The sequence below is a fragment of the Peristeroidobacter agariperforans genome, from assembly GCF_004138335.1.
GTDB lineage: Bacteria > Pseudomonadota > Gammaproteobacteria > Steroidobacterales > Steroidobacteraceae > Steroidobacter > Steroidobacter agariperforans.
Genome location: NZ_RYFW01000011.1, coordinates 1 through 12924, shown reverse-complemented (window position 1 = coordinate 12924; position 12924 = coordinate 1). Strand labels below are relative to the sequence as shown.

Annotated in this window: 15 protein-coding genes and 2 pseudogenes; 13 read left to right on the top strand and 4 right to left on the bottom strand. The window is 58.0% G+C overall.

All coding sequences use genetic code 11. The features are described from left to right. The 4 genes and pseudogenes from EK373_RS32905 to EK373_RS32890 form a co-directional block, all read left to right on the top strand. Positions 1–97 (top strand): IS3 family transposase (locus tag EK373_RS32905; RefSeq protein ID WP_157994167.1); only part of this gene is annotated, 97 nt, incomplete at its 5' end. A gap of 27 nt (positions 98–124) precedes the next feature. Beyond that, a pseudogene (locus tag EK373_RS34540) lies at positions 125–1387 on the top strand (SulP family inorganic anion transporter); the annotation flags it as partial. Positions 1388–1419: 32 nt separating this feature from the next. After that, entirely contained in the window at positions 1420–2169 is a 750-nt protein-coding gene (locus tag EK373_RS32895) for an MBL fold metallo-hydrolase (RefSeq protein ID WP_129649611.1), read from the top strand. A 92-nt stretch (positions 2170–2261) separates the two neighbouring features. Then, positions 2262–2462, top strand: coding sequence for a hypothetical protein (locus tag EK373_RS32890; protein WP_129649610.1), 201 nt, complete (start codon positions 2262–2264; stop codon positions 2460–2462). A 117-nt stretch (positions 2463–2579) separates the two neighbouring features. Here EK373_RS32890 and EK373_RS34535 read toward each other — a convergent pair whose 3' ends face one another. The 3 genes from EK373_RS34535 to EK373_RS32880 form a co-directional block, all read right to left on the bottom strand. Next, on the bottom strand, positions 2580–2876 hold the full coding sequence (locus EK373_RS34535; protein WP_407676238.1) for a tyrosine-type recombinase/integrase: 297 nt from the start codon (positions 2874–2876) through the stop codon (positions 2580–2582). Positions 2877–2905: 29 nt separating this feature from the next. Next, positions 2906–3211, bottom strand: coding sequence for a phage integrase N-terminal SAM-like domain-containing protein (locus EK373_RS34530; protein WP_407676237.1), 306 nt, complete (start codon positions 3209–3211; stop codon positions 2906–2908). A 629-nt stretch (positions 3212–3840) separates the two neighbouring features. Then, positions 3841–4056 carry a SymE family type I addiction module toxin gene (locus tag EK373_RS32880; RefSeq protein WP_129649609.1) on the bottom strand — a complete coding sequence of 72 codons (216 nt, stop codon included), beginning with the start codon at positions 4054–4056 and terminating at the stop codon, positions 3841–3843. A 353-nt stretch (positions 4057–4409) separates the two neighbouring features. Here EK373_RS32880 and EK373_RS32875 point away from each other — a divergent pair, with 353 nt between their 5' ends. From EK373_RS32875 to EK373_RS32845, 7 genes and pseudogenes are all read left to right on the top strand, one after another. Continuing rightward, positions 4410–5063: a hypothetical protein gene (locus EK373_RS32875; protein WP_129649608.1), complete on the top strand. Its 654-nt coding sequence runs from the start codon at positions 4410–4412 to the stop codon at positions 5061–5063. Positions 5064–5140: 77 nt separating this feature from the next. After that, positions 5141–5740, top strand: coding sequence for a hypothetical protein (locus EK373_RS32870; RefSeq protein WP_129649607.1), 600 nt, complete (start codon positions 5141–5143; stop codon positions 5738–5740). A 78-nt stretch (positions 5741–5818) separates the two neighbouring features. Beyond that, entirely contained in the window at positions 5819–6142 is a 324-nt protein-coding gene (locus tag EK373_RS32865; protein WP_129649606.1) for a hypothetical protein, read from the top strand. A 368-nt stretch (positions 6143–6510) separates the two neighbouring features. Next, entirely contained in the window at positions 6511–9354 is a 2844-nt protein-coding gene (locus EK373_RS32860) for an RHS repeat-associated core domain-containing protein (RefSeq protein ID WP_198683851.1), read from the top strand. A 19-nt stretch (positions 9355–9373) separates the two neighbouring features. Next, on the top strand, positions 9374–9730 hold the full coding sequence (locus EK373_RS32855; RefSeq protein ID WP_129649604.1) for a hypothetical protein: 357 nt from the start codon (positions 9374–9376) through the stop codon (positions 9728–9730). A gap of 46 nt (positions 9731–9776) precedes the next feature. After that, positions 9777–9917: pseudogene (locus tag EK373_RS34525) on the top strand (RHS repeat-associated core domain-containing protein); the annotation flags it as partial. A gap of 500 nt (positions 9918–10417) precedes the next feature. Further along, a complete protein-coding gene (locus tag EK373_RS32845; RefSeq protein ID WP_232831458.1) occupies positions 10418–11035 on the top strand; it encodes a hypothetical protein in 618 nt (205 codons plus the stop codon). A gap of 51 nt (positions 11036–11086) precedes the next feature. Here EK373_RS32845 and EK373_RS32840 read toward each other — a convergent pair whose 3' ends face one another. Then, on the bottom strand, positions 11087–11371 hold the full coding sequence (locus tag EK373_RS32840; RefSeq protein WP_129649602.1) for a hypothetical protein: 285 nt from the start codon (positions 11369–11371) through the stop codon (positions 11087–11089). 42 nt (positions 11372–11413) lie between these two features. On the opposite strand from EK373_RS32840, the gene EK373_RS33575 reads away from it, so the two are divergent. Both EK373_RS33575 and EK373_RS34520 read left to right on the top strand, forming a co-directional pair. Continuing rightward, positions 11414–11980, top strand: coding sequence for a hypothetical protein (locus EK373_RS33575; RefSeq protein WP_198683850.1), 567 nt, complete (start codon positions 11414–11416; stop codon positions 11978–11980). Continuing rightward, a complete protein-coding gene (locus EK373_RS34520; protein ID WP_198683849.1) occupies positions 11871–12539 on the top strand; it encodes an integrase core domain-containing protein in 669 nt (222 codons plus the stop codon). Before EK373_RS33575 ends, EK373_RS34520 begins: the two co-directional genes overlap by 110 nt. The last annotated feature ends 385 nt before the right edge of the window (positions 12540–12924 follow it).

Below are 12924 nucleotides of genomic sequence, written 5' to 3'. Positions count from 1 at the left end.
GTTTGAATACATCGAGATCTACTACAATCGGCAGCGGCTTCACTCCTCGCTGGGCTATCTCAGCCCGGCAGAGTTCGAGCTGCCACGGGTCGCTTAGACGAGTGTCCGATTTTCCGGGGCAAGATCATTAGTCGAAGCCGCGCCACGAGCCAACGTGGCGACGCTCGCGATCGGTCTCATCGCGACTGGTTTTCTATTCTGGGTGCGTCGTGGATTGAAGCCGCTGTTGCTGCGCTTCAATGTACGTGAGCGAGTCGCAGATATCATGACCAAGGCGGGGCCAGTGGCAGCGATCGTAGGCACGACTCTGATCGTGGGTGTGGCTGATCTCGGGGCACAAGGTGTGCGCGTGGTCGGCAGCGTGCCGGCCGGGTTGCCACCATTGTCCTTGCCACGATTCGAGGCGTCTGCGTGGGCCCAACTGCTGCCTGCGGCTGCCCTGATCAGCCTCATAGGATTCGTCGAATCCATCTCGGTGGCCCAAACCCTGGCGGCGAGGCGGCGTCAGCGCGTCGATGCAAATCAGGAGCTCGTCGGCCTCGGTGCGGCGAACGTCGCGGCGGCGATCACCAGCGGCTATCCAGTCACCGGCGGCTTTGCACGTTCGGTCGTGAACTTCGATGCTGGCGCACGCACCCAACTGGCCAGTGTGTTCACGGCTGCCGGCATTGCGCTCGTGGCGGTATTGTTCACCCCGCTGTTCCGAAACTTGCCGCAGGCGGCGCTCGCGGCAACGATCATAGTCTCGGTGCTCTCGCTGATCGATCTTGGAACGGTGCGACATACGTGGCGTTACTCGCGCAGTGATTTCTCTGCCATGGCAGCCACCATCGTTGTAGTGCTCTTCGTAGGCGTTGAGGCCGGCATCCTCGCAGGCGTCACTCTGTCCATTGCGTTGTACCTGTGGCGAACCAGTCGTCCGCACATCGCCATCGTGGGCCAGGTTCCTGGAACTGAACATTTCCGAAACGTCGAGCGTCACAGCGTGATCACCAGCCCTACCGTGTTGTCGGTACGTGTCGATGAGAGTCTTTACTTTGCCGATGCTCGGTATCTCGAAGACCGGCTATACGATGAAGTCGCGCGGCGCCCGGACATCCGCCACGTTGTGCTCGTATGCGCAGCCGTCAACTACATCGATGCGAGCGCGCTCGATAGTCTGGAAGTGATCGTCGATCGCCTCAAACAAGCAGGGGTGACCTTGCATCTGTCCGAAGTCAAAGGCCCGGTGCTCGACCGACTGAAGCGATCGGAGTTTCTGCAGCACCTCACCGGTGGTGTATTTCTGAGTCAGCACCAAGCGATGTCCACGCTAGATCCCGAAATCACCGCTCGCGCCGACGCTGCGCCGACGCCGATGCAGCTGCCGCGCGAGGCAGTGCATTGAGACGAGGCTCGAGTCATCGGAAGGAGTACGTCATGATCTTTCGTCAGTTGTTCGAGCCGGTTTCGTCCACCTACACGTATCTGCTCGCGTGCCCGCAGACCCGAGAGGCGGTGTTGATCGATCCCGCGATGCCGGCATGGCAGCGCGATCTTCAGGTCGTGAAAGATCTGGGCCTGAAACTTGTGATGACGATTGATACGCACATCCATGCCGATCACATTACATCGGCAACGACACTCAAGCGGGAGGCGGGCAGCCGCATCGCTCTGGCAGCCCTGGACGCGCTCGCCTGCACGGATGTCGGCCTGCGCGATGGAGTGCCGCTGCAGGTTGGTGGAGTTCGACTTGACCCAGTGCATACCCCAGGGCACACGGACAATCACTTTGCCATTGTCGCGGACGATCGCGTCTTCACGGGCGATGCGCTGTTGATCGATGGCTGCGGCCGCACGGATTTCCAGAGTGGCGACGCGCGTACTCTTTACGCGAGCGTACGCGGAAAGTTGTTCAGCCTTCCGCCTGAAACACTCGTGTATCCCGGGCATGACTATCACGGCCGATGGGTGTCGAGTATCGCTCAGGAGAAACAGCGCAACCCGCGTCTCGGCGGGGAGCGAACCGTAGACGACTTCGTGCAGTTGATGCAGAACCTCAATTTGCCTTACCCGAAGTTCATCGATTATGCAGTCCCTGGAAATCGTCAGTGCGGCATATGCCCTGGCAATCTACCCGATACCCTGCAGCAGTACTGTCGCGAGATGCAAGAAAGCCGGCAAGGTTGAGCCATGCCGTCCGGTGGCATTGCCACCGATCCGCACAGCTCGGTCGGCTCGTTGCGCTCTTCAACTGCGCGAAGTTGGTCTTGCTTGGTAGGATGACCGATGCGTACGCGAGCGAGCAGGGGCTGTATGCCTCACGCACCGAGGGCAGCAACGACAACATCGCGAAGTGGACCTCGCGACTGAAAGCCGCTTGGAAGGCCGCCGTCGCTGTTCGCGCGCAGACGCTGGCGCGGCCAGCCAACCAGCGCCGGCTATTCCGATTCGACCCGAGCAGCGCTTATTTTTCTAACTGAATCGGGCACGCCGCTGACCAGGGCCGGTTTGGACAACGCATGGCAGGATCTCATCAGCGCCGCGATCGATCACCCGTGAGCAGCGCTTTACGCTTCACGGTTTGAAGCACCGCGGGATTAGAGATACCAAAGGAAAGAAGGCGGAGAAGAAGGAAGCGGGCGGCCACAAGACCGACGCGATGCTCGACCTCTATGACCACGAAGTCGCCGTGGTCGAGCCAGCGCGGGCTGGCGACGCAAACCGAGTTTTATAGAGAGTTTTCTGATCGCGCGATCGAAGTCGATGTCCTTGACGCGCAACTGCAAGCATTCCATCAGACGAAGGCCTGCGCCGTAAAGAAGAGTGACAATGGTCGCGAAGCGCTCGTCAACGTTCGCCAGGAGGCGTGCAACCTCCTGGCGCGAGAGGACCACGGGAAGCCGAATCGGACTCTTCGGCCGGCCTATATATGTTGTAGCCAGGGCAGATCGATATCGAGGACCTGTCGATACAGAAAGAGAACAGCCGCCAGCGCCTGCTTGTGAGTGGACGGTGCTACATGCCGCTCCATGGCGAGATGGGTAAGGAAAGCCTCAACCTCCGTGGCTCCCATCGCCCTAGGGTGCCGGGGGAGGTGGAAGCGAACAAAGCGCCGAACCCAGAAGACGTATGCCTGTTCTGTCCGTAGGCTATAGTGGCAGTATCGAATGCGCTCGCGCAGCTGGTCGAGCAGCCGCACGGATTGCAACTTTGGACGTCCGGTTTCCATAAGTTGGTTAATGCTGTATGCATCGACAGATTATGTGTCAATTCTCGTGGTTGCCCGTAGACTTCCGGGAAACTCGCGCTCCAGGTTATTTCGCAGCGCCCCAGGTTATTCGTCACAGGGCGCACTTCTAAATCAAGTTAGCGAACACTATGTGGTACCACGTCTATTCAGCGGCAGCCGCAGCCCTGATCTTCGCTGCCTCCGGTGTGCTCAAGGCTACTGTCGGCGATACCAGTAGCGTTGCGCAGTTCGCACCAGCAGCCGTGCTCCTACTGTCGGCGTTCGTTCTGATCCACTGGTTGGAACGTGATGCGCAGCGATTCGAAGTATCTGGTGCCGGATGGTGGGTGGTAGGCTTGTTCACTCCTGTGTCGCTACTCGTCTTGATGGCCTACTTCTTCCGATCTCGCGGGCCCGCGCGCGGTTTGCTCGCGTGCGGAGTTGCATTCGTTGTGCTGTGCTCGTGTATTGCCCTATTTGCGGGTGGGATGCGCGTCGGTGAACTTGTTCGCTAACAAGCCGCTGGTACCGACTCGCAACGGAGAAGCGCCGTTGCTCGCCGCTCAAGCTCGGCGTTAGGCCGGCGGACAGAACCAGAGGCCCATCCGCCTGCCGTGGCCCTCTATACTTCATTGCGCGGGAACAATCGTGATGCATCCGTCGGCGACGTGCACTTTCACACGTTGTCCCGCGGAGAACCCCGCGCGTTGCAGCCAATAGCCGCGTAGACGTAAATAGGAAATCTCTGGCGGACGCGGCCAGCGACCGTGGAGTTGATACTCGTAGCGAGAGCCGGTGATACTGAGCAGGCGTGGCCGGAGGGAGGCGGTGATTTGAACAGCCATGGTGGGTTTCCTTCGAGATATTTTGAGTTCGCCACTTTTGAGATGGCGGCCGGGTGCTCAAAACCGCTCGAAGACGGCGGGCGTATTCCTCCCTTTCGGGAGTATTGTATTAGCCGCACACCCGACCATAGACAGCAACCTCGGATTCGCGAGCTTGCAAAACCCATGGGCGCAAAAAAGCCGCTAATCTTTCGGGTGCGGCGTCCGCTTCGAGAAAGGTGTTTTGAGCACCTGCCGAGCACTCTGGCGGGGCGGAGATCGCGAGGTCAATCAGTGGCGGTGCCTAACATCACGCTGGTTCCGACTCGCAAAAGCGATGCGCCTTTGCTCGCGGCTCAGCCGGGGCGTTGTGCATGAAGAAGGCATTCGCAGGAGCGCTCATAGTTATGGGATTCAGTCTTTTCGGAAACTCGGCCAAGGCTAGTAGCGAAGACCGGTTCTGGAGTTGGTTCGCGGCTAATGAGGCGCGACTATTCGAATTCGAAAAGGACCAGGAAGCGATCTTCGACTCGCTACAGGCGGAGTTGCAAAGGATCAATTCGGATCTGACATTTGAGTTTGGCCCAGTCAAGGACGGGGCGCGGGAGTTCGTCATCAGCGCCGGCGGAATCAAGTCTGCCTTCGCCGCCGTCGAATCGACCTATGCGATGGCCCCGTCCTTGAAGCGTTGGGTGTGGGTCAAGTTCAGACCTCGCCGATGGCCGCTCAGCGACCTTGAGTATGGCGGCAAGAAGGTTCGGGCCGAAGAGGTTCGTTATCTACTCGCAAAGGATGGGGATAGAGCCGGCATCGTCTTGTTCTTCGACGGCTACAATGAGCAAGAGAAAGGGGCCTACGGACAGATGGCCTATCTGTTGCTGGACGAAGCGCTGGGCGAATACGCTGTCGAGGCCCAAGTAGGCTTCATTGAGTTTCACTCCACGGAGTCGAAGTACTTTTCGCAATCATCTCCGCTGCCAGAACTACCCCAGCATTTCGACGAATACTTTCGTAGCCGTGCTCATTAGTGCCCAACAACACGCTGGTTCCGACTTGCGCAGGCGAAGCGCCGGTGCTCGCGGCACAGCGTGAGCGTTGGGCAGCGATGAAGAGAGCACCTTCCATTGTTTTAGCAGCGGCCTTGGGGGTGTGCGGGTCTGCGCAGGACGTGCGAGCTTTGACATTGATACCCACATTTCCAGCCGCTCTTACTGCCGCCGAGAAGGCCGCGCTTGAACGACTGGTGTGCAAGGACACTCATCACGTGCCGGCTGAAGGGATCGAAGCTTGGTCCTATGACCGCGCGACAGCTAATGCTTCAGCCGATGTGCTGTGTCGTTCGCATGAAGCAATTGCAGGAAAGCCGGTGCGCTATTTCGCGCGCTGCGAACGGAAGGAGAAGAGTTGGAGCTGCCAATCCGGAGACATAGAGGTTCTGGTGAGCGTCGGCACCCGTGAACTTGCAGTTCGCTGGTTAGGTGGCATAGATCGCACCTGGGGAGTTAAGGTCATCGAAAAGCTGGTTGCAGATGGCTGGTTTCGTAAGGAACTTGATGCCGGCGAATCGCCACAATGCGACGTTGGTCCCGGCTCGGCTCCGGAGTGGGTTGATGTGAAGTGCGCTGGCTGGGCGATAACGGTTTCCTCGTGGTGCCCGCAGGAGGCGTGCCCTCGAATCGTGTCTGCTCATTGGGGCACTTACTGAGATGCCTAACAAACGCGTGCAGCCGACGCTCGGAAACCCTCGCGCGGCTGACGCGCGACGTTAGCTGTCAGAACGAGCATGGCGCGATTCCATATTTACCTTGGCGGGCATCTCGTCGGTACCTCGAACCTTGAGTTCGGAGATCCTCCGATGGGCGTGGCCTTCGGAAGGATCGAGCCAAACGAGGTGTACGAGAAGATCAGTGGGGTTCAGAACCCGGGCGATCTTTCCGTGCGCTCTGGCAACGGCGTCACACTCAAGTCATCGGGTGGCGTTCATGTCGAAGGTCAACTGGGAGGGGAGGAGATGGAGGTTGCTGTGCTTAGAATTGATCAGTCGGAGTACGAAGCTCTGTTTCCTGAGCACGTGAAAGCGTATGAGCTGCAGTTCAAGCGCAGCTAACAAGCCGCTGGTACCGACTCGCACCCGCGGATGGTCGGGAACGCACTTACCACTATGAGTTGCCGGACCAAGGGCGCAACCTGTTGACTGGTATTACAGACGAGAACGGTGTTCGCTTAGGAACCTACACCTACAACCATGAGAGTCTGGTCGAATCGACGGAGTGGGCCGGTGGCGCCAACAGATACAGCTTCAGTTATTTCGGAACCGGCGCGCGTACTGTCGTCGATCCGTTGATGAGATCTCGCACATATCAAACGATCCTTACTCAGGGCACCCTCCGAACGGCCTCGTCAACCGATGTTTGCCCTGGCTGCGGCGAATACAAGGCAATCACGTACGATGCGAACGGGAACGTTGCATCCAGAATGGACTTCAACGATGTAGTGACGTGCTACGAAAGCGATCTAGCGCGAAACTTGGAGGCAGCACGCGTCGAAGGCTTTGCGGCCGGTACAAGCTGTCCGGCGAATCTTGCGGAGTACACGCCGGCCTCGGGCACTCGCCAGCGAAAGATCACCACGCAGTGGCATCCGACGTTTCGGCTGCAAACGCGGGTCGATGAATCGGCAAGGCGGACGACTTTCGTACACGATATGAACGGCAACGTGCTGACGAAGACGATCCTGGATACCGCAACCAGCGAATCACGCACCTGGACTTACAGCTATAACAGCTTCGGCCAGATGTTGACCGTAGACGGGCCACGAACCGATGTACAGGACGTGACGACCTATGCGTACTACAACTGCACCACCGGCCTTCAGTGCGGGCAGGTGCACACGATCACGAACGCGCTCGGCCATGTCACGACCTACAACACGTACAACGCGCACGGCCAGCCACTCACGATTACAGATCCCAATGGCGTCGTGACGACGCTGTCCTATGATCCGCGTCAGCGGGTTACCGCGCGCACCGTCGGATCCGAGCAGGCCATCTTCGACTATTGGCCGACGGGGTTGCTCAAGAAGACCACGATGCCGGATGGAAGCTTCCTGGAGTACACCTACGATGACGCGCATCGGCTGGTCGAGATAGAGGACTCCGAGGGCAACCGTATCGTCTATACGCTCGATGCGATGGGTAATCGCACTGGGGAGGAGCTCTACGATCCATCTAACGTGCTGACCCAGACGCGAACGCGCGTGTTCAACACCTTAAACCAGCTGTGGAAGCAAATCGCTGCCGCGGGCACTGCCAATGTCACAACCAGCTTTGCCTATGACGACAACGGTAATCAGACGAGCATTGATGCTCCCCTCGGGCGCAGTACAGCCCAAGTCTACGACGAGTTGCATCGCCTCAGTCAGGTTACCGATGCGCTCTCGGGTGTCACGGAGTACGATTACAACGCGCTCGATCAGCTGATCTCGGTAACCGATCCGAGAAGCAAGGTCACGAGTTACACCTACAACGCGCTCGGCGATCTCGTCCAGCAGGTGAGCCCGGATACTGGCACGACATCAAGTACTTTCGATGCGGGCGGAAACCTTCAGGTCAGAACTGACGCGAGAGGCAAAACGGCTACGTACAGCTATGACGCCTTGAACCGTGTCACACAGTTGGCGTACCCAGATCAGACGATCAGCTATCAATATGATCAGGGCGCGTACGGTCTGGGCCGCGTGACGTCGGTCGCAAACGCCTCAGGCAGCACGAGTTGGACGCATACATCCCAAGGACGGGTCGCTTCGAAAACGCAGGCGATCGGCAGCGTGACCAAGAGTGTGAACTACGCATACAACAGCGCTGGGCAGCTCGAAACGCTTACACCGCCTTCCGGAATAGAAGTGACCTACGGTTACACGAACAATCAGATCACGAGCATTCGCGTCGACGGTATTCTCATGATCGAAGATGTGCTGTACGAGCCATTCGGTCCGGTTCGCGGCTGGACGTGGGGCAACGGCAGTCTGGCGGTGCGGCAGCACGACTTGGACGGCAATCTTGCGCTGATCGACAGTGCGGGTCTGAGCACATACGGATATGACGACGCAATGCGTATCACCAGTATTGCCGACGTAGAGGACAGCTCCCGATCGTGGACTTATGGCTACGACACGCTCGACCGGCTGGCGGCAGCGAGTCGCTCAGGGTTGTCACAAACGTTCTCCTACGATGCGATCGGCAATCGCCTGAGTCAGGGTGGCACGGCAAGTTCGAGCTACTCCGTTTCCACGAGCAGCAACCGGCTGACTTCCGTGAGCGGTTCGCTGTCGCGAACGTACGGTTACGACAACGCAGGCAACGTGACGAGCGATGGTACGACAACGTTTACTTACGACGATGCTGGTCGCATGGTCTCATCGACTCGCGCCAGTCTCACGGCGACCTACTTGTATAATCCGCTTGGGCAGCGAGTGAAGAAATCGAGCGGCGCGGATGCTACTTACTTTGTCTACGACGAGGCTGGACGCCTCATCGGCGAGTACGATTCAACCGGCGAGCTCATCCAGGAGATCGTTTGGATGAACGATATTCCAGTGCTCTCGATTCGCTGGAGCAGCTGTGGCATGGCGGTGTTCTATATCCACACTGATCATCTGAATACGCCGCGGCGCATTACTAAGCGCAGCTCCCCAGAGATCGTGTGGCGCTGGGACAGCGCCCCCTTCGGAACAACCGCGGTGAACGAAGATCCAGACGCCAACTCATCGGCGTTCGCGTTCAACCTGCGTTTCCCTGGGCAGTACTTTGATCACGAGACGGGGCTGCACTACAACTACTATCGGGACTACGACCCGGCGACAGGGAGGTACGTGCAGAGTGACCCGCTCGGAATCGAAGACGATCTGAATACGTATGCGTACGTTCACTCAAATCCATTGAAGGACGTTGATCCTCTTGGGTTGGGTCGAGCTACCGGTCTGCCCGAGAAGCATAGCGGCAAAATATGCGGAAGCGGTTGGAGCTTCACTCTCGTGCCCGAAAGCTACCGCGGGATCGTGCCGTTCACCAGTGCGTGCAGAAGCCATGATCGATGCTATGAAACGTGCGGCATGTCGCGGGGTGAATGCGATAGGCGGTTTCGCGAGGATGCCCGCAAGTTGTGCTCCAGCGCGCACGCGCGACTAGGGACAAGGCTCACGGGTGATTGCGTTCGGCGCGCAAATCGTATGGCGGATGTGGTTGAGTGGTTGGGTGAGGGGCCCTATCGCAGGGCCCAGGCGAAGTGCCAATGCGGTTCTGGGTCGAGTGGTGGGCAGTGAGCACTAGGTAGATAGGGATATGAGTGAACGAACTCGCTCTGCGGTCGTGGCGGCAATAGGTTCTTTACTGGCCTTGTACGTCGGCTATGGACGGCCTGGCGTAGCTTCACCAAATGTGTGGTTGCCACTGCTCTTTATTGTGGGGCCTTGGATTGTCATTGACGCACTAATCATTTGCTTCTCACGATTAAAGGGACTGTGGGTTAGCGCCCTGTTCATGCTGGTCTATGAAGTGTTGCTCTATTACGCAGTGTTCGTTAATCCGCAAGGTTCGACTGCAGGTGTTGAGTACGTGCTCAAACCGGCCTTGCAGCTCTTAGTGCTCTTGCCGCTGGGCATTGGTGTCTCATGGGTGGCGCGTCGGCGCTCCACATAAAGCTACGAGTCGGGCCACAGACGTATGACGAAGGTATCCAACTATCTACAACTACTATCGCGACTATGACCCGGCCACTGGACGGTACGTGCAATCTGACCCCATCGGGTTGGATGGTGGGCTCAACACGTATGCTTACGTCGCGGGGAATCCGATTTCTTTTACCGATCCGTTCGGTCTGCTGCCAATCTGCGAGACGTTTCAGCGCGACTCGACTCGCCGCACATGGACGGAGCTTTCGCATCGGGGAATCAAGATTCCGTGGATCAATATGTATCCGACAGGGCCCGGCATCGGTGCAGACCCAAGTCTTCGTCCACCGCGAAGGCCACCGATAGGAACGGAGGTAAGTTGGGAGATATGGTTTGTCTGGCTTCACTTCCGGCGTGACATCAACACGACTGACGAGCAGTTCGTCCAACACATGGTGAGCTTCTGCAAGGACAAGATCACGGATGCATGCGGACGAGAGCAGGAGATCACACTGGCGCCGTCGTACTTCGACATCACGCATGATCCAATCAAGGTCGGCGTGACTGAGACGGACATCTATCTCTTCACGGAAATGGTTCGGAGGCTCGGCGAGACATGAGTAATTGCCTACTGAATGGCGCCATCGGTCGCCTTTGCGCTCTAGCAGTCGGTCTTGCACTGATCTCTGGTTGCTCACCGAATGCAACAGGTGACTTGAGCTCGGCTTCGGCAGCGAGCGCTGCTGAAGCTGTCCGCAGTATAGGAAGCAGTTTTAGCGCGGAGGAGTTGCAGAAGATCCTTCAACAGCGAAACGCATCGACTCTGTCAGAGTCGCTCAACAAGGTGAAGAAGCTCGGGGCCACGCGCGATGGCCTGCAGCTCCTTGAGCAAGTGTGGACTGGCAATCAGAGTCAATATCCCGAACTCTCCTGGGAGGCGATCTCCGACCCGGGAGTGCGACTAGATCTCGCTGATATCCTGCTGCAAGCTGCAAAGAATGGAGATATCACGCAGGAGCCTGTCGACGTGCACGACTTCGTAAGGAACATATTGGATACGGGATCTCCCAAAATGGTGAGCCAAGCTGCCATCACGCTCTCGACCTTCGATGAAGACGCAGATGTGCCTGCGCTCGAGCGAATAGCATTGCAGCGCGACTCTAGGACGTTCCGTTCGATAATCATCGCTCTTTCGAGAATGTGCGCCTCCGCTGCCGATGAGGCTCTTAACCGAATCGAGCAGGAAGCAACTGCTTCGGATAAGGAGTTCATCAGGGACACGAAGACGCGGATGACCGACTTCAAGCGGCAACCCGGCGCGTGTCAACCTTGATGGAGGCCGAGTGGCCTCGCGCCCTATTAGCTTGCTTCAGAAAAGTTTTCCCTACCGAGCAAGTTCCTGCGGATCGAACGGTGAGCGCAGCAGGCCGATGATGATGAAGTTGCGGGGATGTGCGGCAATCGTTCCCGATAGAACATGCAAGTTGCGCTTGGGGATGTACTCGCCGTACTCGCGGGTGAGCTGTTCGATGGCGCCAGGGCCGTATTTAAGCTTGTAGCTGCGATAGGCGGTTTGCACTTCCCAATCGTGGATGATGTGGGTGTGTGAGTGACCGAATGAAGTGAATCGATAACCGAAGGCATACTCGGACTTCTCCAGCGTGTCCATGGCGAATGCTAGTTTGCCGCAGTTGACGGCTGAGTCACAGTCTTGCCAACCCCGCCGGCCACGGTCATTGTTCACCGCATGCGGGATTGGTTGATCCTGATCGCTCATCTCATTGTCACGACAGTCAGGATCGTGATCCCCGGCGGTGCCCGCGCGATCATCGCCGAATCCCTGCTTCTGAAACACCAGCTGCTGATTCTGAATCGTCCTCGAAAGAAGGCGCCGAGGCTGCACACATTAGACCGCATCCTACTGGCACTGAGCGCGATGCTCGTTTCGCCGCGACGCATGTTTAAAGTCGCAGTGGCCCTCAGGCCCGCGACCTTGTTGCGCTTTCACCGCGCGCTGGTCCGGCGCAAGTATCAATGGCTGTTTTCACTGAGCACCCGGCGTCGCCCCAGCCCCACAGGACCGTCCAAAACACTGATTGCCGCCATCCTTGAGATCAAGCGCCTCAATCCACGCTTCGGCTGTCCGCGCATTGCCCAGCAGATTTCGCATGCCTTCGGCCTGGAGATCGACAAGGACGTGGTGCGCCCGAATTCTGGCGAACCACCCGCTCCCAAAGTCTGGAGGCAACGGCCCGTCGTGGCTCTCTACTATCGCTGAAGCCCGCGACAGCCTGTGGAGCGTCGACCTGTTTCGCTGCGAGTCGATCTTACTCAAGAGCTTCTGGGTGATGGTCGTCATGGATGTCTTCTCACGTCGTATCGTTGGATTCGCTGTCGAACCGGCGCATATCGACGGCGTCCGCGTCTGTCGCATGTTCAACGAGGCCCGCTGCGGTCAGCCACTTCCCAAACACCTCAGTTCCGATAATGACCCGTTGTTCCGATTTCATCGCTGGCGCGCGAATCTGCGAGTACTCGACATTGAGGAACTTAAGTCCATCCCCTTCGCGCCTCGTTCCCATCCGTTCGTAGAGCGCCTCATCGGTACTCTTCGGCGCGAGTATCTCGACCAAACCTTCTTCTGGAATGGTCTCGACCTTCATCGCAAGCTGGATCAATTCGCCCTCTACTACAACCAGCGACGCGTCCATGCCGGATTGAATGGTCGGACGCCAGCCGCGCGATGCGGCACGACTGCAGACCCGCCGGCGAATCTCAATCACTATGCATGGCGATCGGACTGTTCCGGACTCTTCCACACGCCCGTTGCCGTGTGATCAGCATTTCGCCATGGACAGGTTAAACGATCAGGGAAATCGCGGGGTTAGGTGCGGGAATTTTATAGAAACGGGGCGAAAGAGCTCAAAGACAGGGCGGATGCTGACGCCAATTTTATAGAGGTTCTCATCGGTCGTCCGAGCATGGTCTAGCCCAACCCGGCGAGCGTATCAGCCGGTTATCGGCGATATCGTAGCCGACGAACTGCACAGCGAGTGTCGCCGAAAAGGCGGCGAAACTCGCATGCGGTCGAATTCTTGGGTAATCCCCCCGTTTATAGCTGCAGCCAGAAGTGGAAAGGAACTAAGCAGCCATCGCCAACTTCTGTATCGGCGTGAACCCACCTAGCGCCATGTTGGGACGCTCATTGTTGTACGTCCAGAG

Bases quoted from the DNA above. Each gene is read 5' to 3' on its own strand.
- EK373_RS32840 (WP_129649602.1), bottom strand. From the start codon at position 11,371: ATGGACACGCTGGAGAAGTCCGAGTATGCCTTCGGTTATCGATTCACT.
- EK373_RS32865 (WP_129649606.1), top strand. From the start codon at position 5,819: ATGGCGCGATTCCATATTTACCTTGGCGGGCATCTCGTCGGTACCTCG.
- EK373_RS32895 (WP_129649611.1), top strand. From the start codon at position 1,420: ATGATCTTTCGTCAGTTGTTCGAGCCGGTTTCGTCCACCTACACGTAT.
- EK373_RS32875 (WP_129649608.1), top strand. From the start codon at position 4,410: ATGAAGAAGGCATTCGCAGGAGCGCTCATAGTTATGGGATTCAGTCTT.
- EK373_RS32855 (WP_129649604.1), top strand. From the start codon at position 9,374: ATGAGTGAACGAACTCGCTCTGCGGTCGTGGCGGCAATAGGTTCTTTA.
- EK373_RS32880 (WP_129649609.1), bottom strand. From the start codon at position 4,056: ATGGCTGTTCAAATCACCGCCTCCCTCCGGCCACGCCTGCTCAGTATC.
- EK373_RS32860 (WP_198683851.1), top strand. From the start codon at position 6,511: ATGGACTTCAACGATGTAGTGACGTGCTACGAAAGCGATCTAGCGCGA.
- EK373_RS34520 (WP_198683849.1), top strand. From the start codon at position 11,871: ATGCCTTCGGCCTGGAGATCGACAAGGACGTGGTGCGCCCGAATTCTG.
- EK373_RS34530 (WP_407676237.1), bottom strand. From the start codon at position 3,211: ATGGAAACCGGACGTCCAAAGTTGCAATCCGTGCGGCTGCTCGACCAG.
- EK373_RS32890 (WP_129649610.1), top strand. From the start codon at position 2,262: ATGACCGATGCGTACGCGAGCGAGCAGGGGCTGTATGCCTCACGCACC.
- EK373_RS32870 (WP_129649607.1), top strand. From the start codon at position 5,141: ATGAAGAGAGCACCTTCCATTGTTTTAGCAGCGGCCTTGGGGGTGTGC.